At 62.6% G+C, this 19,415-nt stretch carries 15 protein-coding genes; 14 read left to right on the forward strand and 1 reads right to left on the reverse strand.

All coding sequences use genetic code 11. The features are described from left to right. Positions 1 to 91: 91 nt before the first annotated feature. The 3 genes from cysT to VE26_RS16155 are packed head-to-tail and all read left to right on the forward strand — an operon-like array spanning position 92 to position 2,843. Positions 92 to 934, forward strand: a complete 843-nt coding sequence (gene cysT / locus VE26_RS16145) for a sulfate ABC transporter permease subunit CysT (RefSeq protein WP_046106128.1) — start codon at positions 92 to 94, stop codon at positions 932 to 934. Continuing rightward, complete coding sequence (cysW, locus tag VE26_RS16150; RefSeq protein WP_046106129.1) at positions 918 to 1,796, forward strand: sulfate ABC transporter permease subunit CysW; 879 nt, start codon at positions 918 to 920, stop codon at positions 1,794 to 1,796. The genes cysT and cysW overlap by 17 nt, the downstream gene beginning before the upstream one ends. A gap of 12 nt (positions 1,797 to 1,808) precedes the next feature. Beyond that, positions 1,809 to 2,843 carry a sulfate/molybdate ABC transporter ATP-binding protein gene (locus tag VE26_RS16155; RefSeq protein WP_046106130.1) on the forward strand — a complete coding sequence of 345 codons (1,035 nt, stop codon included), beginning with the start codon at positions 1,809 to 1,811 and terminating at the stop codon, positions 2,841 to 2,843. A gap of 160 nt (positions 2,844 to 3,003) precedes the next feature. On the opposite strand, the gene VE26_RS16160 is transcribed toward VE26_RS16155, so the two are convergent. Beyond that, on the reverse strand, positions 3,004 to 3,984 hold the full coding sequence (locus tag VE26_RS16160; protein WP_046106131.1) for a LacI family DNA-binding transcriptional regulator: 981 nt from the start codon (positions 3,982 to 3,984) through the stop codon (positions 3,004 to 3,006). Between the two features lie 223 nt (positions 3,985 to 4,207). Between VE26_RS16160 and VE26_RS16165 the strand changes: the two genes are divergently transcribed. From VE26_RS16165 to VE26_RS16215, 11 genes are all read left to right on the forward strand, one after another. After that, entirely contained in the window at positions 4,208 to 6,136 is a 1,929-nt protein-coding gene (locus VE26_RS16165; RefSeq protein ID WP_046106132.1) for an ABC transporter substrate-binding protein, read from the forward strand. Positions 6,137 to 6,218: 82 nt separating this feature from the next. After that, positions 6,219 to 8,330: a family 10 glycosylhydrolase gene (locus VE26_RS16170; protein ID WP_046106133.1), complete on the forward strand. Its 2,112-nt coding sequence runs from the start codon at positions 6,219 to 6,221 to the stop codon at positions 8,328 to 8,330. A gap of 128 nt (positions 8,331 to 8,458) precedes the next feature. Then, complete coding sequence (locus VE26_RS16175) at positions 8,459 to 9,445, forward strand: ABC transporter permease (protein WP_046106134.1); 987 nt, start codon at positions 8,459 to 8,461, stop codon at positions 9,443 to 9,445. Between the two features lie 87 nt (positions 9,446 to 9,532). Further along, complete coding sequence (locus VE26_RS16180) at positions 9,533 to 10,627, forward strand: ABC transporter permease (RefSeq protein ID WP_425283881.1); 1,095 nt, start codon at positions 9,533 to 9,535, stop codon at positions 10,625 to 10,627. Between the two features lie 12 nt (positions 10,628 to 10,639). After that, positions 10,640 to 12,337 carry an ABC transporter ATP-binding protein gene (locus tag VE26_RS16185; protein WP_046106136.1) on the forward strand — a complete coding sequence of 566 codons (1,698 nt, stop codon included), beginning with the start codon at positions 10,640 to 10,642 and terminating at the stop codon, positions 12,335 to 12,337. 16 nt (positions 12,338 to 12,353) lie between these two features. Next, positions 12,354 to 13,385 (forward strand): Gfo/Idh/MocA family protein, encoded by a 1,032-nt coding sequence (locus VE26_RS16190; protein ID WP_046106137.1) that lies wholly within the window; start codon positions 12,354 to 12,356, stop codon positions 13,383 to 13,385. A gap of 11 nt (positions 13,386 to 13,396) precedes the next feature. Next, positions 13,397 to 14,314, forward strand: a complete 918-nt coding sequence (locus VE26_RS16195) for a sugar phosphate isomerase/epimerase family protein (RefSeq protein ID WP_046106138.1) — start codon at positions 13,397 to 13,399, stop codon at positions 14,312 to 14,314. Positions 14,315 to 14,317: 3 nt separating this feature from the next. Then, entirely contained in the window at positions 14,318 to 15,103 is a 786-nt protein-coding gene (gene hyi / locus VE26_RS16200; protein WP_046106139.1) for a hydroxypyruvate isomerase, read from the forward strand. Continuing rightward, positions 15,100 to 15,960 (forward strand): 2-hydroxy-3-oxopropionate reductase, encoded by an 861-nt coding sequence (locus VE26_RS16205; protein ID WP_046106140.1) that lies wholly within the window; start codon positions 15,100 to 15,102, stop codon positions 15,958 to 15,960. The genes hyi and VE26_RS16205 overlap by 4 nt, the downstream gene beginning before the upstream one ends. Positions 15,961 to 16,033: 73 nt before the next feature. Next, positions 16,034 to 17,041 carry a LacI family DNA-binding transcriptional regulator gene (locus tag VE26_RS16210; RefSeq protein ID WP_046106141.1) on the forward strand — a complete coding sequence of 336 codons (1,008 nt, stop codon included), beginning with the start codon at positions 16,034 to 16,036 and terminating at the stop codon, positions 17,039 to 17,041. Positions 17,042 to 17,445: 404 nt separating this feature from the next. Continuing rightward, a complete protein-coding gene (locus VE26_RS16215; RefSeq protein ID WP_046106142.1) occupies positions 17,446 to 19,344 on the forward strand; it encodes an ABC transporter substrate-binding protein in 1,899 nt (632 codons plus the stop codon). The last annotated feature ends 71 nt before the right edge of the window (positions 19,345 to 19,415 follow it).

Genomic DNA, 19,415 nt, shown 5'->3' on the forward strand with positions numbered 1-19,415 from the left:
AACTTGAGAAACACGACCGATCGCATAGGGTTAGGACCAGTCAAGGGGGCCGGAACGTGCTTCGAGCTTTAATGTCCTTCGAGCACACGGCATGAGTGTGTTTCGCATCCGCCAAGCCAGCGTCATTCCCGGTTTCGGGCTGACGATGGGTTTTACGCTCGCCTATTTCTCGCTGATCATTCTGGTGCCCCTAGTTGCACTGGTGCTGCGGTCGGCGGGGCTCGGGTGGAACGGCTTCTGGTCCATGGCGCTCGATCCGCGCGTGCTCGCGTCCCTGCGCACCAGTTTCGTGACCGCGCTCATCGCTGCCGGCATCAACGTGGTCTTCGGCACGCTGATCGCCTGGGTCCTCGTGCGCTACCGGTTTCCCGGCCGGCGCATCTTCGATGCCATGGTCGACCTGCCCTTTGCCCTGCCCACTGCCGTGGCCGGCATTGCGCTCACCGCCATCTATGCACCCAATGGCTTTGTCGGGCAGGTGCTGGCCCCGCTCGGCGTGCGCGTTGCCTATACGCCCATCGGCATCACTATCGCCATGGTGTTCATCGGCCTGCCCTTCGTGGTGCGCACCATCCAGCCCATTCTCGAAGAGACCAGTAAGGAGGTCGAGGAGGCGTCCGCTACTCTCGGCGCCAACCGCTTCCAGACCATTTCGCGCGTTCTCCTCCCCAGCCTAGCGCCGGCCATCCTCACCGGTTTCGCGCTCGCCTTTGCCCGGGCGGTCGGCGAATACGGCTCGGTCATCTTCATTGCCGGCAACATTCCCTTTGTCTCGGAAATCGCGCCGCTCCTGATCGTCATCCGGCTCGAAGAGTTCAATTATGCCGGCGCCGCCGTCATCGCCACGGTGATGCTGGCCATTTCCTTCGCCATGCTTTTCGTCATCAATCTCATTCAGGCCTGGAGCCGCAGGAGATATGGCTATGGCCACTAGATTGCGCGCTCGCGCACACCGCGTCTCGCCGACCAACGAGCCGGTCTGGGTTCGCTGGTCCCTGATCCTGATCGGCCTCGCCTTCATGGCGCTGTTCCTGGTCATGCCGCTCGTGGCCGTCTTCATCGAGGCCTTCCGCAACAATATCGGCGGCTTCCTGGCGGCCCTTTCCACCCCCGATGCCCAGTCGGCCATCCGACTGACGCTCCTGGTGGCCGCCATTGCCGTACCGCTCAATGTTGTCTTCGGCATTGCCGCCTCCTGGGCCATCGCCAAGTTCGAGTTCAAGGGCAAGGCCTTCCTCATCACCCTGATCGATCTGCCCTTTTCGGTTTCCCCGGTGATTTCGGGCCTTGTCTATGTGCTCCTTTTCGGCACCGGCAGCGTCCTGGGGCCGTGGCTCAAGTCCTACGGCATCGAGATCTTGTTCGCCGTTCCCGGCATTGTCCTGGCCACCATCTTCGTGACCTTCCCTTTCGTGGCGCGCGAACTGATCCCCCTCATGCAGGACCAGGGCACCGGCGACGAGGAAGCCGCGCTCTCGCTTGGCGCCTCGGGCTGGCAGACCTTCTGGCGGGTGACGCTGCCCAATATCAAGTGGGGCCTGCTCTATGGCGTGCTGCTGTGCAATGCCCGCGCCATGGGCGAGTTCGGCGCCGTGGCCGTGGTTTCGGGCAAGATCCGCGGCCAGACCACCACCATGCCCCTGCAGGTGGAAATGTTCTATAACGAGTATCAGGGCACGGCGGCCTTTGCGCTGGCCTCGCTCCTGGCCTTGCTGGCCCTGGTTACTCTCGTGCTTAAGTCGGCCCTGGAATGGCGTTTTGGCGAAGAACTCGCCGCCACCGGCCGGGGTCACTGACAGGAAGGTTCAATGGAAGTACGCGTTCAAAACGTCCGCAAGGAATTCGACAAGTTTCCAGCTCTGCACGATGTGTCGCTGGACATCCATTCGGGCGAACTGATTGCGTTGCTCGGGCCCTCGGGATCGGGCAAGACCACCCTGTTGCGGCTCATTGCCGGGCTGGAACGGCCCACCGAGGGCAAGATTTTCTTCGGCGACGAGGATGCGTCCGAGAAAAGCGTTCAGGAGCGCAACATCGGCTTCGTGTTCCAGCATTACGCGCTCTTCCGGCACATGACGATCCTGGAAAACGTCTCCTTCGGCCTCAAGGTGCGCCCGCGCTCTAGCCGCCCGGCTGCCGGTGAAATCCGCCGCCGCGCCCTCGAATTGCTCGATCTGGTTCAGCTCTCCGGGCTCGAAAAGCGCTATCCCAATCAATTGTCCGGCGGCCAGCGCCAGCGCGTCGCTCTTGCCCGCGCATTGGCCATCGAACCCAGGGTCCTGCTGCTCGATGAGCCCTTCGGCGCGCTCGATGCCCAGGTCCGGCGCGAGCTGCGCAAATGGCTGCGCGAAATCCATGACCGCACCGGCCACACCACTATTTTCGTCACCCATGACCAGGAAGAGGCGCTGGAACTCGCCGACCGCCTCTGCGTCATGAGCCAGGGGCGCATCGAACAGGTCGGGACGCCCGACAGCGTCTACGACACGCCCACCTCGCCCTTCGTCTTCGGCTTCATCGGTGAATCGAGCGAGCTGGCCGTCACCGCCGAAAAAGGCGATCTCTGGCTGGGCGACCGCCCGATCGGTGTCGCGGCTCCCGGGCATCAGGGGCCGGCGCGCCTGTTTTTCCGTCCCCATGACATTGAACTCGTCCAAGGCGATGCGGCTCTTGCCGGTATCGTCGCGTCGAGCCGCAGGGTAGGGGGTACGCGCCGTGTCGAGCTCGAACTGGGCGGCGCCGCCCATCGCGTCGAGATCGACCTGCCGTTCGATCATCCGGCCAATGAACGCTCCCGCATCGCCTTCCGCCCCAGGCGCTGGCAATTGTTCCCCGCTTTATAGCATCGGGTTTTCCGCTCACGCCGTCGGGGCGTGCTCGCAGTTATCCTCGCGAACGCGGCGATCTCGGCTTGGAGGGCCTCCGCTCGCGGGTGCTGGCCGGGCGCGACACGGGATGACTGTCGAAGCGCAGTCAAACGCAAGGGCGCTCTTCCCCCAACTCTTATCGCAGATCGGCCACGGAATCGCGCTCGATCAGCTCCGGCACCAGCATCAGCCGGCGCGGCGGCAATTGCCGTCGGTCCGCGTCCATGCGCTCGAGCAATAGGCGCAGCGCGGCAATCCCCATGTCGCCGCCCGGCAGGCGCAGCGTCGTCAGCATCGGCGAAATCTGGGTGGCGGCGGCAAAGTCGCCATAGCCGATCACCGAGACGTCCTCTGGTACGCGATAGCCCAGTCGGTGCAGTTCCGAGACCACGAAGACGCCCAGGCTGTCATGCGAGCAGAACAGGGCGGTCGGCATGTCGCCTTCTGCCTTGAGCCCCAGGAACGACTGGGCGAAGGGATTGTCGGCATTGAACTGGATTTCGCAGACCGAGGCGTCGTCGTCCGCGAGCAGTGCCTCGCGCAGGCCGAACAGGCGCTCCATGCGGCCGCGCAGCACCCGGCTGCCATGCACGAAGCCGACCCGCTTGTGTCCGCGCGCCAGCAGATACTGGCCCACCGCATTGCCGGCCTCGTGGTCGGCGCCGCTGACCTGATCGGTCTGTTCCAGCGGCAGCACCCAGCCCAGCCGCACCATGGCCCGGCCAGAGGCTCCCAGCGCCGAAACGATCTCCGTCCCATGCTGGCCGACGAGAATGATGCCGACCCCGGAAAGTGCGATGGCCTGGGCGCGTTCGGCATCGGGCGCCCAATGGGTGTGCAGCTGATAGCCGGCCGCCGCAGCTTCGAACTGGATGCCGTTCTGCATCTGCATCCACAATTCGCTGTTGACCGGGTCGTGTTCGGCAAACACGATCTGGATGACCTTTTGTGCCGGGATCATGTCGGCGGCGCGCAGATAGCCCATTTCCAGCGCCTTGCCTTCTATGCGCAGGCGCGTCTCCTCGCTGACCCCATCCTTGCCGGAAAGGGCGCGCGAAACGGCGAATTTGGACACACCCAATTTGTCGGCAATGTCTTGAAGCGTAACTTTCTTCAAAGGCAGCTCTCGCGCAATTCGTTAGGTTGTATCACGCCAGAAATTATGCGCAAGCGCAGCCCTGAAGTCGCGAAAATGCTGTTAATGCGCAGTGTTTTAGCCAGTGCGATCAAATTTCGGAAACGATTTCGAAAAACATATTGACCTAACAGTTTGGTGCTGTGAAGCTTCCGTTAGCTCGAAGAGTGACATGTTAGGTCGCCCGGGCGGAGGAGGAACCACGATGACCACCATTTCCCGCAGGACATTTCTGGCTGCCACCGGCGCCGCTATGCTGCTCCCCGCCATTCCCGTCTTCGCCCAGGCGCCGCTCAAGGAAGCGCCGGCTCTGGCCGAGGCTGTCGCCGCAGGCACCTTGCCGCCGCTGGCCGAGCGCCTGCCGCTCAATCCCATGGTGGTTCAGCCGCTCGAGAGCATCGGCCAATATGGCGGCGATCTGCGCGCGGCTCTGGTCGGAGGTGGCTCGCTCAACATGATGCACCGCTACCAGGGCTACGAGCCGCTGGTGCGCTTCACGCCCGATTTCACCGGCGTCATCCCCAATGTGGCCGAAAGCTACGAAGCCAACGAGGATGCCACCGTCTATACCTTCAAGCTGCGCGAAGGGCACAAATGGTCCGATGGCCAGCCCTTCACCACCGACGACATCATGTTCTTTTACGAGGACGTGCTGCTCAACGAAGAGCTGACCGTCAGCGCTCCGACCCCCCTGCGCTCCACCGATGGCTCCATGGCCCGGTTCGAAAAGGTGGACGAAACCACCTTCCAGATCATCTTCAGCCAGCCCAATGGTCTTTTGCCGATGCGCCTCGCCTGGGCCAATGACGACCGCGCGACCCGCACGCCGCGTCACTACCTCGAGCAGTTCCACATCAAGTACAATCCCGACGCCGATAAACTGGCCCAGGATCGCGGCATGACCGGCTGGGTGCAGCTGTTCCAGATCATGAGCGGCATCGCCGTCGACGGCGAGATTTTCAAGAACAAGGACATCCCCACCCTCTACGGCTGGAAGATCGTCCAGCCCATCGGGGAATCCGCCGATTTCTCCATCGCCGACCGCAATCCCTACTATTTCAAGGTCGATACCGAGGGCAACCAGCTCCCCTATATCGATCGCGTCACCTATGCCGTGGCCGCCGACAACGAGGTGCTGCTGCTCAAAACCCTGCAGGGCGAGATCGACGTCATCGACCAGTGGATCGCCACGCCCGCCAATCGCGCCGTGCTCTATGACGGGCAGGAAACCGGCCGCTACGGCTTTTACACCACCACCTCGACCGAGCCCAACGAGATGGTGTTCCAGCTCAATCTCACCCACCCGGACGAGACCAAGCGCGCCTTGTTCCAGAACAAGGATTTCCGCATCGCGCTGAGCCACGCCATCGACCGGCAGGCCGTCATCGACACCATCTTCATCGGCCAGGGCGCCCCCGCCCAGCCCTCTATCCGGGCCGAGGACCCGCTCTATAACGAGCAGCTCGCCACCCAATATACCGAGTTCGACCCGGCCCGCGCCAATGAGCTGCTCGATGCGCTCATGCCCAACAAGGACGGCGAAGGCTATCGCCTGATGGAAAACGGCAATCGTCTCTCGATCATTTTCGAGATCGACCAGGTGCGCCAGACCTTCGTCGACAGCTTCCAGCTGGTCCTGCCCATGCTCCGCGCCGTCGGGCTCGACGTACAGATGCGCACCATGGATCGCTCGCTCTGGGAAGTGCGCGTTCGCCAGGGCGGCGAATACGACGCCACCGTGCACAAGTTCGGCGGCAATAGCGGCATCTCGGCCGTGCTCGATCCGCGCTACTACTTCCCCAATACCACCGAGGCCTTCTACGCCAAGGGCTGGCAGATCTGGTACAACGATCCGTCCTCGCCCGATGCCGTCGAGCCCTCGGCCGAGACCCAGCGCCAGTTCGAGCTCTACAACCAGGTGCGTCAGACCGGCGATCAGGATCAGCAGCGCGAATTGATGGCCGAGATCATTCAGATCGCCGCCGACCAGTTCTACGTCTTCGGCATCACCCTGCCCATGGACGGCTATGGCGTGGTCGCCAACCGCATTCGCAACATGGCGCCATCCATGCCCAATTCCTGGGGCTATCCGACGCCGGCGCCGACCAACCCGGAACAATATTACATCAGCTGACGCCCCTCCCGCGTCAGCTCTCTGCGCCGGCGGTCGGTTCCTGCCGCCGGTGCCCCCCTCTGCCAGATTGGACCTCCCCCCGATGCTCAAGCTCGAAGACAGCCCCACCGCGCCTGGCCTGCGCAGCCCCGATTGGTACAAGAGCGCCACGCGCTGGACGCAGCTGACCTTCGTCGAGGACGATCCGCAGCGCTACGATCCCGATTTCTGGGTCGATGTCTTCCGGCGCACAGAGTCGAACGCCCTCTGCCTCTCGGCGGGCGGCTACATCGCCTATTATCCCAGCGAAATCCCGCTGCACTACGTCTCCAAGTTCATCGGCGACACCGATCCGTTCGGCCGTCTGGTCGATGAGGCGCGCAAGCTCGACATGCATGTCATGGCCCGCGTCGATCCCCACGCCATCCATGCCGATGCCGCCGAGGCCCATCCCGAATGGGTCTCGCTGACCGTCGATCGCCAGCCACGCGAGCACTGGGCCATGCCCGGCATCTACGTCACCTGCGCCTATTCGAGCTACAATTTCGATTTCATGACGAAGGTCATCGTCGAGATCGCCGGGAAGTACGACATCGACGCCGTGTTCGGCAATCGCTGGCAGGGCCATGGCGTCTGCTATTGCAAGGCCTGCGAAGACAATTTCCGCGCCTATTCCGGCTATGACCTGCCCGAAACCAGCCTTGCCGCCGATCCGGTCTGGCAGGCCTGGGCCGCTTGGCGCCGCACGACCCTGACCAGGCTCGTCGCCCATTGGGATGACGAGGTCAAGAAGGTCAAGCCGCATGCCAGCTTCATTCCCAATATGAGCGGCTCCTCGCTGATGGAGTTCGATCTCTCCGTCATCAAGAAGCATTGCCCCATCCTGTTCGTGGACCATCAGGGGCGCCGCAATGTCGAGCCGGCCTGGTCGGCAGGCCGCAACGGCAAGCGCATCCGCGCCACCTTCCGCGATCGCCCGGTCGGCCTCATCACCTCGATCGGGCCCGAGGAAATCCCGCGCTGGAAGGATTCGGTGCAGTCCGGTCCCGAAATCGAGCAATGGATCCATGCCGGCATCACCCAGGGCCTCTTCCCCTGGTTCACCAAGTTCAACGCCTGCATTCCCGACGACCGCTGGGTCGAGCCCACCGCCAACGCATTCCGCCTGCATGCAAAGGTCGAAGCGGCCTTGACCGGCACCGAGCCCACGGCCGAAATCGCCGTCATCGATCCGGCCACCACCTTGCGCCACTGGGACCCGGACAAGCGCCACCTGGCCGAGCTCAACGACCTGGGCTTCTACCAGGCGCTGGTCGAAGCCCGGCTGCCCTTCGAATTCATCTCTGATCAGGTGATGACCGCCGAGGCGCTCAAGCGCTTCAAGGTCGTGATCCTGGCCAATGCCACCTATCTCTCAGACGAACAGTGCCAGGCCATCCGCGATTACGTCGCCGGCGGCGGGTCGGTCGTGGCCGCGCACCAGACCTCGCTCTATGACGAAAAGGGCGAGGCCCGCTCCGATTTCGGTCTCGCCGACGTCTTCGGTGTGACCATGAAAAGCCCGCCCCGCGACAAGGTCCGCAATTCCTACGTCGCCATCAATGGCGTGCACCCCATCAATCGCGGCTTCCACAATTCCCAGCGCATCATCGGCGGCACTGAGCTGGTGGCGGTTGCGCCCACCACCGAGCTCGATCAGCCCTTCCTCACCGTGCCTGATTTCCCCGATCTGCCCATGGAGGAAGTCTATCCGCGCCTGCCGCCCCAGGGCGTGGGCGTCTCCGCCCGCACCACCGCTGCCGGTGGCCGCATCGCCTATATCCCGTGGAATATCGGCGAGGTGTTCTGGACCTACCTGGCTCCCGACCAGGGCCTGCTCATTGCCAATGCTGTCAAATGGGCCTTGGGCAAGGCGCCCGAGGTCACCCTCGAGGGCCGCGGCGTCTTCGATCTGGGACTGCATGACAGCGCCGATGGCCGCACGCTCTGCATTCTCAATCTCACCAATCCCATGATGATGAAGGGTCCGCTCCGCGACACCTGGCCGGTCGGCCCGCTCAAGGTGTCCATCGAAATTCCGGAGGGCAAAACCCTTCGCTCGGCCAGCCTTTTGGTGTCCGGCACCGAGCTGATCGTGACAGTGCAGGGCAATCGCGCCAGCCTCGACATCACCGAGATCGAGACCATGGAAGTGGTGCACCTGCTCTGGGCATAACCCCTTCACCTCTCCCGCTCGGGCAGAGGTCGACGCGAAGCGGCGGGTGAGGGGCCTGCCCCTGCACCAAACCCCCGGATCCGGCGCGCGGCGCCGAATCTCCCCGCAAGGCCGAAAGAGGAACGGCAATGCTGAACTATATCCTGAAGCGACTGGCCTACATGATCCCGACCTTGTTCGGCATGTCGATCATCTCCTTCGCCATCATCCAGCTTCCGCCCGGTGACTACCTCACCTCGCTGATGTCCACCCTCGCCGATGGCGGCGCGCCCATCGATGCGGCCACCGTCGAACGGCTGCGCAGCCAATATGGGCTCGATCAGCCCGTCTGGGTGCAGTACGGCAAATGGATGTGGGGCATCCTGACCCGCGGCGATTTCGGCTTTTCCTTCGAGTGGAACCAGCCAGTGGCCGAGGTCATCTGGTCGCGCATGGGGTCCACCCTCGCCATTTCCTTTGCCGCTCTGTTGCTGGTCTGGGCCGTGTCGCTGCCCATCGGCATCTATTCGGCAGTGCGCCGCAATTCCATCGGCGATCACGTCTTTACTTTCTTCGGCTTCATTGGCCTGGCCGTGCCTAACTTCATCCTGGCCCTGACGCTGATGTATGTCTCGTTCCGCTTTTTCGGCCAGTCGGTGGGCGGGCTGTTCTCGCCAGAGTATGTCGATGCGCCCTGGAGCTGGGCCAAGCTCTGGGACCTCATTCTGCATTTGTGGATCCCCATCCTCGTCATCGGCATGTCCGGCACCGCCGCCATGATCCGCATCCTGCGCGCCAATCTCACCGACGAATTATCCAAGCCCTATGTGGTCACCGCCCGCGCCAAGGGCCTGCCGGAATACAAGGTCATCCTCAAATACCCGGTGCGCATCGCCCTCAATCCCTTCGTCTCCGCCATCGGCTGGGTGCTGCCAGACCTCATTTCGGGTGTCACCATCACCGCCATCGTGCTCAACCTGCCCACCGCCGGGCCGCTCCTGCTGCGCGCGCTGGTGGCCCAGGACATGTATCTGGCGGGCAGCTTCATTCTCCTGCTCAGCGTGCTGACCCTTGTGGGCATGCTGATTTCCGACATCCTGCTGGCGCTGCTCGATCCGCGCATCCGGTACAATTGAGGTGATGGCATGAGTAGCTCTCCCGCCCTCGACGCCAAGGTCATCGAAGAGGAACATGGTCCCGCCATTTCCGGGCTCAAGCCCGGTATGGACCCCATTTCCGATGCCGCTGCCGGTCAGTGGAAACTGATCTGGCGCAAGTTCCTCGCCCAGAAGGTGGCCCTGTTTTGCGGCGGGGTGATCCTGGCACTTTATCTGGTCGCCGCCTTTGCCGAATTCCTCGCGCCCGGCCTCCCCGACACCAGTCGCGCCCAGTTCACCTATGCACCGCCCCAGACCATCGGTCTTTTCAACAATGCCGGCGAATTCCAGCCGCATGTGAAGGGCTATCGCGTCGAGATCGATCAGGCCGCCCTGCGCCGCACCTTCGTGGTGGATGACGATGTCATCATTCCCATCGGCTTTTTCGTCGAAGGCCCGGCCTATAAGCTCTGGAACATCTTCGACGCCAATCGTCACCTGATCGGCCCACTCGATCCCAACGACACCATGTACCTGCTCGGTGCCGACCGGCTGGGCCGGGACCTCTTGAGCCGCCTCGTCTATGGGACGCGCGTGTCCATGTCGATCGGCCTTATCGGGGTCACGCTGTCGCTGTTCCTCGGCGTCGTGCTCGGCTCCATCTCCGGCTATTTCGGCGGCTGGGTCGATACAGCCATCCAGCGCGTCATCGAAGTGGTCTCGGCCATGCCCACCATTCCGCTCTGGCTGGGGCTGGCGGCCGCCATCCCGCTCACCTGGTCACCGATAAACGTCTATTTCGTCATCACCATCATCGTCTCGCTCCTGGGCTGGACCGGATTGGCGCGCGAGGTGCGTGGTCGTTTCTTTGCGCTCAGGAACGAGGATTTCGTCACCGCCGCCAAGCTCGACGGCTCGGGCGAACGCCGCGTCATCTTCCGCCATATCCTGCCCTCGCTGACGAGCCACATCCTGGCCGTCGTCACCCTGGCCGTACCCTCGATGATCATTGCCGAAACCTCGCTCTCCTTCCTCGGCGTCGGGCTCAAGGCGCCGGTGGTTTCCTGGGGCGTCCTGCTGCAGGACGCGCAGAATATCCGCTCCATCTCCACCGCGCCGTGGCTGCTGATCTGGCCGAGCCTTGCCGTGGTCGTGGCCGTGCTCTCTTTCAACTTCTTCGGCGATGGTCTGCGCGACGCCGCTGACCCCTACGAAACCTGAGGACACAGACAAATGGAAAAGCCCGTTCTCAGCGTCGAAAATCTCTCCCTCGACTTCCACCTGCGCACCCATATCCTGCATGCCGTGCGCGACGTGAATTTCGAGCTTCATCGCGGCCGCACCCTGGCTCTCGTGGGCGAAAGCGGCTCCGGCAAATCGGTCACCGCCCGCTCGCTCATGCGCATTGTCGATCGCCCCGGCCACATGGTGTCGGGCCGCATCATCCTGCGCACCCAGGGCCAGGAAACCGATCTGGCCCAACTGGCTGCGAACGCACCGCAGGTCCGTGCGGTGCGCGGCGCCCGCATTGGCCTCATCTTCCAGGAGCCGATGTCCTCGCTCTCGCCGGTCCACACCATCGGTAGCCAGATCGACGAAGTCCTGCGCCTTCATTCCGGCCTCGACAAGAAGGCTGCCCGCCTTCGCACCATCGAACTCCTGGGGCAGGTGGAAATCCCCAATCCGGCGGAAATGGCCGACCGCTACACCTTCGAGTTTTCCGGCGGCATGCGCCAGCGCGCCATGATCGCCATGGCACTCGCCTGCAACCCGGACATCCTCATTGCCGACGAGCCGACCACCGCTCTAGATGTCACCACTCAGGCGGAAATTCTCGATCTCATCAAGCGGCTTCAGACCGAGCGCGGCATGGCCATGCTGCTCATCACCCATGACATGGGTGTCGTGGCCGAAGTGGCCGACGATGTCGCCGTCATGCGCTTCGGCAAAATCGTCGAGACCGGCGATGTCGACACCATCTTCCACGCGCCGCAGCACCCCTATACGCAGCGCCTTCTGGCCTCGACGCAAAAGCTCGAACAGCCCGCAGAAATCCGCGCCATCCGCGATGCTGCGCCTGAACCGATCCTCGTCGTCAAAAACCTTGCCAAGACCTATGGCGGCGCCAAGGGCTTCCTGGGTGGCAAGAAGTTTGCCGTCAAGGCCGTGGACGATGTCAGTCTCGTGCTCAATGCCGGCGAAAATCTCGGCATTGTCGGCGAAAGCGGCTCGGGCAAGACCACGCTGGGTCGCCTCATCCTGCGCACCGTTGAGCCGACATCGGGCCAGGTCATCTACAAGGATCGCCAGGGCAATGACATCGACGTCACCGGGCTCAACAAGTCGGGTCTCCGCAAATTCCACGCCGACGTGCGCCTGATCTTTCAGGACCCCTATGCCTCGCTCAATCCGCGCATGACCATCCGGCAAATCGTAGGCGATCCACTGGTCGTCGAGGGCAGGCGCACGCAAAAGCAGATCGATGAAAAAGTCGCCGAACTGCTCCGTCTGGTCGGACTCTCCCCCGATGTGATGGAGCGCTACCCCCACGCCTTCTCCGGCGGGCAGCGCCAGCGCATCGGCATCGCCCGCGCGCTCGCCCTCGATCCGCGCGTCATCATCGCCGATGAGGCCACCTCGGCCCTCGACGTGTCGATCCGCAGCCAGATCCTCGATCTGCTGCTCGACATCCAGCAGCGGCTCGGTCTCTCCTTCATCTTCATCTCGCACGACATTTCGGTCGTTCGCTATTTCTGCGACCGGGTCGCCGTCATGCATCGGGGCAAGCTGGTCGAGATCGGGTCCGCGGAAAAGATCTGCACCGAGCCCGACGAGGCCTATACCCGCGCCCTGATTTCGGCGGTGCCCAATCCCGATCCGCGTAACAAGCGCATGTTGCACCGTACGCGCCTTTCCACACTCTCAACGTGAACAGTCTGCTAGCCAAATGACCTCAAATGCTAAGGCCGTGCTGGTCGGTGCCGGTGCCATGAGCCGCAAATGGCTCGACTGCATCAAGTCCATCGGCGGCGTCGACATCGTCGGCATCGTCGACCTCAATCCTGCCAATGCCGAGGCCCGCGCCGCTGAACAGGGGATCAATCCCGATATCGGCACGGACCTTAAACCGATGCTGGAAAAGCACAATCCAGCCATCGTGCTCGATGTTGCCATTCCCGCAGTACGCCACGGAATCGTCTCGACAGCACTCGCCGCGGGCGCCCATGTTCTTTCCGAAAAGCCCATGGCCGAAACCCTTGATCAGGCAAGGGATTTGGTCGCCCGGGCCCAGGCCGCAGGGCGTCTCCACGTCGTCATCCAGAACCGTCGCTACCTCGCCCAGCTACGCCGCATCCGCCGGCTGATCGCCTCCGGGGCCATCGGCGAAGTTACTGGACTTCATTGCGATTTTTTCCTCGACCCGCATTTCGGCGGCTTCCGGGAGACCATGCCGCACGTGCTTTTGCTCGATATGGCCGTCCACACTTTCGACGCCGCGCGCTTCCTTGCCGACGATGTGGCCGTGTCGGCCTATGCCGAGGAGTGGAATCCCAAGGCCAGCTGGTATGAACGGGATTCCTCGGCTCTCGCCAGCTTCCGATTTTCGCGTGCCGCTGTAATGACTTACCGGGGGTCCTGGTGCGCGCCGGGCCTGCGCACGAGCTGGGAAAGCACTTGGCGCATTACCGGCACGCAAGGCTCCATTCTCTGGGACGGCGCCGATGACATCCGCGCCGAACACAGCTTGCCCCATGAGGCCGGAAGACTTCTGCCCGACACGCAAGTCCTTGAAATTCCAGCACTTGAGCCCGCCGATCGCATCGGCGGCCATATGGGCGTGATCACCGATTTCATCCGCGCCACCCAGGGCGGGCCGATACCCGAAACCGTGGGCAGCGAGAATATAAAAAGTCTCGCCATGGTGCTGGGCGCCATCGACGCCAGCGAGCAGGGCCGCCGCGTCGAGATCGTAATTTAAGGAGATATTTCATGGCTATAGACCCCAAAGCCATTCGCATCGGCACCATGATCCGTGGGCACGAACCCGACCCGATCGGCTATCTCGAAAAGATCCTGCCGCACGGTTTTGAAAGCATCGAGCCCTATTTCTGGCAGACCGTGAACAAGGACCTTCCGGAACTCGCCAAGCGCATGAAGGAGGCGATCGGCGATCGCGACGTGACCATCTCAACCATGGGCATGTTCGGTAACCCTCTGGAAGACAAGGATAAAGACGTCGAAACTCTGCGTGGCTGGGAAGCATTGATCGACAATGCCCACCATTTCGGCGCCACCTGCATTGCCGGCTTCACCGGCCGCATCCGCAATCGCCCCATCGAGGAAAGCCTGCCCCAGTTCAAGAAGGTCTGGGGCGAGCTCTCGAAACGCGCTGCCGACAAAGGGGTCAGAATTGCCTTTGAAAACTGCGCCATGCACGGCGGCAACTGGGCCACCGGCGACTGGAACATCGCCCACAATCCCGATGCCTGGTCGATGATGTTCAACGAGCTGCCGGAAGACAATCTGGGCCTTGAATGGGAGCCATGCCACCAGATGGCCTATCTCATTGATCCCATTCCACAAATCCGCGAATGGGGTCACAAGTTCTTCCACGTTCACGGCAAGGACGCCACCATCCGCTGGGACGTGATCAAGAAGCACGGCTTCGGTGGCAAGGAAAAGGCCGTCTGGATGCGCACGCCCGGCTTCGGCGACACCAATTGGGCCGATGTCATCTCCGAACTGCGCCTCGTCGGCTATACCGGCGCCATCGATATCGAAGGCTGGCATGATCCGGTCTATCGCGAGGAACTCGAAATGGTCGGCCAGGTCCATGCGCTCAATTATCTCAAATCCTGTCGCGGCGGGGACTTCATCCCCTATCCCGGCCCGTTGAAGGGAGCCTGATCCATGCCCCGTTTTTCGGCAAATCTTTCAATGCTCTATACAGATCTGCCCTTCATGGAGCGCTTTGCGGCTGCCGCCAATGACGGGTTCGAAGCCATCGAATATGTCGGCGCCTACGATCAGGACAGGCAGGCAGTTGCTGCCCTCTTGCAGCAGCACAATCTGACCCAGGCCCTGTTCAACCTGCCGGCCGGCGACTGGGGCGCTGGCGAGCGGGGCATTGCCTGCCACCCCGACCGCGTCGAAGAGTTCCGTCAGGGCGTGGAGACAGCTATCGCCTACGCCCAGGCCACCGCCTGCATGCAAATCAATTGCCTCGCCGGAATCGCGCCAGCTAGCCATGATCGCGCTGCGCTCGAACAGGTCCTGATCGACAATCTCGCCTATGCCGCGCCGCGCCTGGCCGAGGCCGGCATCAAGCTTCTGCTCGAGCCGATCAACCCCCGCGACATTCCCGGCTTTCTCGTCAATTCCACGGACGATTTCGAGCGCATCGCCGAGGCGGTCGGGCACGACAATGTCCACTTGCAGTACGATTTCTATCACATGCAGGTGGTGCAGGGTGATCTCCTGCCCACCTTCGAACGCCTGCAATCGCGCATCGCTCATGTGCAGATCGCCGACCATCCGGGACGCAACGAGCCGGGGACGGGCGAGATCAATTATCGCAATATTTGCAAGGCGCTGGATGAGGCCGGATATGACGGCTGGGTCGGTGCCGAATACAAGCCGCTCGCCGGTACCTCTGCCGGTCTGGGCTGGTTCAACGAATGGAGAACACGCGCATGAAGATCGGTTTCATCGGCCTTGGCGTCATGGGCCGCCCCATGGCAGGTCATCTGATCGCGGCCGGACATGAGGTGTTTCTCCATCGGGTCAAGGACATCTCGCAGCACCTGGTCGAGGCTGGCGGGACAGCCCTCGATAGTGCAAAGGCCGTCGCCGAGGCCGCCGAGATCATCATCCTCATGGTGCCCGACACACCCGATGTGGAAGCGGTTCTCTTCGGAGCCAACGGCGTTGCAGAAGGGCTTTCGGCCGGCAAAATGGTTATCGACATGAGCTCGATTTCCCCCGTGGCCACCAAGGACTTCGCCGCACGTATCGGCGAAAAGGGCGCCAGCTATGTCGATGCCCCGGTATCGGGCGGCGAAGTGGGTGCAAAGGCCGCCTCGTTGACGATCATGGTGGGGGCCTCCGAGGCCGATTTCGATCGCGCCTGGCCGCTGTTCGAGATCATGGGCAAGAACATTACCCGCATCGGCGAGGTGGGTGCAGGACAGACCGCCAAGGTGGTCAACCAGGTTATCGTCGGCCTCACCATCGAAGCGGTGGCGGAGGGGCTCCTGCTCGCCAAGGCAGCCGGTGCTGACTCGGCCAAGGTACGCGAGGCGCTGATGGGCGGCTTTGCAGCGTCACGCATCCTCGAGGTTCATGGCGAGCGCATGGTCAATGAGACCTTCGAGCCGGGCTTCCGCATTCGCCTGCACCGCAAGGATATCGGCCTGGCCATGGAGGCGGCGAAGGCGCTGGACCTGTCCTTGCCCCATGCGGCGAGCCTGGCGCAGATGATGGACCGGGCGATGGCCAAGGGGCTGGGGGACAAGGATCACTCGGCAATTTTTGCGCTTATGCAGGAAAAGTGATCGGCTAGCCTGAGCGGCGCTTGATCTGCCTCGGAAACGCAAATATTGCGTTGAGGCAGTAAAGGATTGCACCATGGCGCCCACGAGACGCGCGAGCCAGGCCGACATCGCGGAAAAACTGGGCGTTTCGGTCAGCACCGTGTCCCGCGCGCTCGCCAACGAGATCGGCATCAGCGACGGGGTGCGGCGCGACGTGCAGCGCGTCGCCCGCATGCTGGGCTACAAGTCCAAGCATCCCCCGCAAACCGGCAATCTCGACAAGAGAGCGCTGGCGCTGGTGCCGCTGAGCAGTGCCATCGGCAATCTGGCGAGCTTCTACCACGGCATTGTCGAGGGCATGCGGGCCCAGGCCGACGAGGTCGGGCTGGCGCTCGACGTGCGCCTCGTCAACGAGGATATGGTGACGCTCGACTTCCTGCGGCGCCACGTGGCCAAGACCGGTGCCAACGGGGTGATCCTGGCCGGCATCGACCCGGACGACGAAACGATCCGCTGGAGCGAGGATGCCGAAATCGCCCTCGTCCTGGCCAATGGCTCGGACCCGCAAATGCGGTTGAGTACCGTCTCGCCCGCCAATTTCTACGGCGCCCGCATGGCGACGCGATTCCTGCTCTACCACGGACATCGGCGCATCCTGCACTATACCTATCACCACCGTCCCACGATCCGGCAGCGCCGGCTCGGCTTTGAGGCGGCAATGGCCGAATATCCCGGCGCCGAAGGGGTCGTGGTCATCTCCAACGAACATTCCAGCCGCCAATTGCTGGAAGATCTGATGGCCGGCAAGCACGATGTCACAGCGGTATTCTGCTGGAATGACAGCGTGGCGGTGACGATGATCGAGAGCCTGCTGGGCGCCGATTCACCAATGCCGGCGGGCTTTTCGCTCATGGGCTTTGACGATCTGCCCATTGCCGGCATGGCCAGTCCGCGACTGAGCACCGTACGGGTGGACCGAGAAGGCATCGGGCGGGGCGTCGTGCGGCTCATGGCCATGAAGCTCGAAGGCGAACAGGCCCCATTGCAGCTCGAAGTCGGGTTGACGCTGGTGGAAGGCGAGACCGTCCGCCGCATTGGTTGAGCACGTCGGCAACCGCGTCAGGCGGTAATTTTTTTCGAAGTTTTTTCCCGACGATGTTGAAAAGCCGGCCCCTGTACTGCGGACCGGATAACCCATCCGCTTGTCGCCGCGACGCAAATTCCGCAAAATTGCAATAATTGCGTGAAATACGCAAATTTGTTGAATCTTGCGCAATCTCATGTGTAACTTGCAAGCGTTGACGCTGCCCTTCGCCCCCTGAGGTCAGCACCTTGTTAGCGTTGACACTGTCCTTGCGGCCTTAGCGCCAAAATCCGGCGAACGGACGGGCAAGGCAGTGGGGAAGACCGGAAAGACGATCCGGTCGGAGGAGAGATGAGGCGCGCGGGAGGACGCGCGGCCTCGACGTCACATCCGGACCGATCCGGGCAAAGGGAGGAACACGAATGAGAAATGTCTCTGGTTTGGGCTTGAGCGGCGCGGTGGCCTTTATGGCCCTGCTGGCCGCATCCGGGCCGGCCCTGTCGCAGCAGGCGCCCATGCTGGACGAGCTGGTGTCGAGCGGCGCGCTGCCACCGCTTGAAGAGCGCCTGCCGGCCAATCCGCTGGTCATCGAGCCGGTGGAGAGCATCGGCACCTATGGCGGCACCTGGCGCAGCGCCCTGCGCGGCGGCCTCGACAATGCCTGGATCGCCCGCACCGTGGCCTATGACGGGCTGGTCCGCTATGACCGGGAGTGGAAGGAGATCATTCCCAACCTCGCAGAAAGCTGGGAAGTCAGCGCGGATTCGCGCACCTATACGTTCAAGCTGCGCGACGGCCTCAAGTGGAACAACGGCACCCCGTTCACCAGCGAGGACATTGCCTTTGCCGTCGAATTGTTCTCCGAGCCGACCTATGGCGGCGGCACCTTCATCAAGAACCCGCAGAACCCGGTCAGCGTCGAGGTCGTGGACGATACGACGTTCAGCCTCGTCTTCGGAAATCCCAACGGCGTCATCATGGACGAGCTGGCCAGCGTCAACGGCCTGACGCTGGTATCGCTCAACAAGGCATATTGCAGCCAGTTCTACCCCGCTTATAACGAGAATGCCGGCGCGGAAGCGCAGGCGGCGGGCTTCGAGACTTGGGAAGCCTGGATGGAGGACCGCTGCGGCTGGGCCACAGAAACCATTCGCTGGGGCAATCCCGAACTGCCCTTCATGAATGCCTGGATGGTCGAGCAGCCCCTGACGGGCGACGCCACCCGCGCCACCTTCGTGCGCAATCCCTATTACTGGAAGGTCGATACCGAGGGGAACCAATTGCCCTATATCGACCGGCTCGACATGCGCGTCTCGGACTCGCTCGAAGAGATCACGCTGATGGCGCTCAACGGCGAGATCGACTTCCAGGATCGCCATATCGCCACTGTGGTCAACCAGCCATTGTTCTTCGACGGTCAGGAGCAGGGCGATTATCGCCTGGGCGCCAATGTGCCCTCCAACATGAACACGCTGGTTTTGCAGTTCAACCTCAACCACGTGGATGAGAAGCGCCGCGAGCTGTTCCAGAACAAGGATTTCCGCATCGGCATCAGCCACCTTCTCGACCGCGAGGAAATCATCGACGTGGTCTTCACCGGCCAGGGCGAACCCTTCCAGGCCGCGCCGCGCCCGGAAAGTCCCTTCTATGACGAGGAAATGGCCAAGCAATATACCGAATACGACCCCGATGCCGCCGCAGCGGCCTTCGAGGCGGCCGGTCTGGTGCGCAATGGCGATTACTACACCTTTGCCGACGGCACCCCGCTCAACGTCACCATCGATCTCATCTCCTCGTTCCGGTCGGAATGGGTGGACATGATGGAACTGATGCAGCTCCAGCTCGAGGCCGGCGGCATCAATATCGAACTCAACAACATCGATCGCACGCTCTATTACGACAAGCGCCTGGTCGGCGATTACGACGCCCAGATCTGGCAGGGTGACGGCGGCCTCGATGTCATCCAGGAGCCGCGCTACTACATGCCCTCCGGCGCGGAATCCGTCTGGGCCTTCCGCTGGCAGGCCTGGTATAATGGCAGCGATCCTGAAATCGCCGAAGAGCCCGCCGATTGGGCCAAAGAGCAGATGGATCTCTATACCCAGCTGCGCGGCGAAGGTGATCCCGCCGTTCGCGACGACCTGATGAAGCAGATCCTGGCCATCGCCAAGGAGAACTTCCCGGTCATCGGTGTCTCGCTGCCGGGCAATGGCTATTACATTGCCAAGAACAATATGCGGAACATCGCCGAGCCGATGCTGCACGCCTATCTGTTCCCCACCCCGGCCCCCTACGACCCGTTCCAGTGGTACTTCGACTAGAACGGGTCCCTCCCGGCCTCCCGCGGCTTTCCCATGAGCCGCGGGGGCGCTGAGACAAGGCTTCCGCCGCG

Origin of the sequence: Devosia chinhatensis, from assembly GCF_000969445.1 — a bacterium.
GTDB lineage: Bacteria > Pseudomonadota > Alphaproteobacteria > Rhizobiales > Devosiaceae > Devosia > Devosia chinhatensis.

What these genes read in the sequence shown, in the direction of transcription:
- VE26_RS16190 (WP_046106137.1), top strand. Translation starts at nt 12,354, where the DNA reads ATGACCTCAAATGCTAAGGCCGTGCTGGTCGGTGCCGGTGCCATGAGC.
- cysT (WP_046106128.1), top strand. Translation starts at nt 92, where the DNA reads ATGAGTGTGTTTCGCATCCGCCAAGCCAGCGTCATTCCCGGTTTCGGG.
- VE26_RS16205 (WP_046106140.1), top strand. Translation starts at nt 15,100, where the DNA reads ATGAAGATCGGTTTCATCGGCCTTGGCGTCATGGGCCGCCCCATGGCA.
- VE26_RS16170 (WP_046106133.1), top strand. Translation starts at nt 6,219, where the DNA reads ATGCTCAAGCTCGAAGACAGCCCCACCGCGCCTGGCCTGCGCAGCCCC.
- VE26_RS16180 (WP_425283881.1), top strand. Translation starts at nt 9,533, where the DNA reads ATGGACCCCATTTCCGATGCCGCTGCCGGTCAGTGGAAACTGATCTGG.
- VE26_RS16210 (WP_046106141.1), top strand. Translation starts at nt 16,034, where the DNA reads ATGGCGCCCACGAGACGCGCGAGCCAGGCCGACATCGCGGAAAAACTG.
- cysW (WP_046106129.1), top strand. Translation starts at nt 918, where the DNA reads ATGGCTATGGCCACTAGATTGCGCGCTCGCGCACACCGCGTCTCGCCG.
- VE26_RS16155 (WP_046106130.1), top strand. Translation starts at nt 1,809, where the DNA reads ATGGAAGTACGCGTTCAAAACGTCCGCAAGGAATTCGACAAGTTTCCA.
- VE26_RS16175 (WP_046106134.1), top strand. Translation starts at nt 8,459, where the DNA reads ATGCTGAACTATATCCTGAAGCGACTGGCCTACATGATCCCGACCTTG.
- VE26_RS16185 (WP_046106136.1), top strand. Translation starts at nt 10,640, where the DNA reads ATGGAAAAGCCCGTTCTCAGCGTCGAAAATCTCTCCCTCGACTTCCAC.
- VE26_RS16195 (WP_046106138.1), top strand. Translation starts at nt 13,397, where the DNA reads ATGGCTATAGACCCCAAAGCCATTCGCATCGGCACCATGATCCGTGGG.
- VE26_RS16215 (WP_046106142.1), top strand. Translation starts at nt 17,446, where the DNA reads ATGAGAAATGTCTCTGGTTTGGGCTTGAGCGGCGCGGTGGCCTTTATG.
- VE26_RS16165 (WP_046106132.1), top strand. Translation starts at nt 4,208, where the DNA reads ATGACCACCATTTCCCGCAGGACATTTCTGGCTGCCACCGGCGCCGCT.
- hyi (WP_046106139.1), top strand. Translation starts at nt 14,318, where the DNA reads ATGCCCCGTTTTTCGGCAAATCTTTCAATGCTCTATACAGATCTGCCC.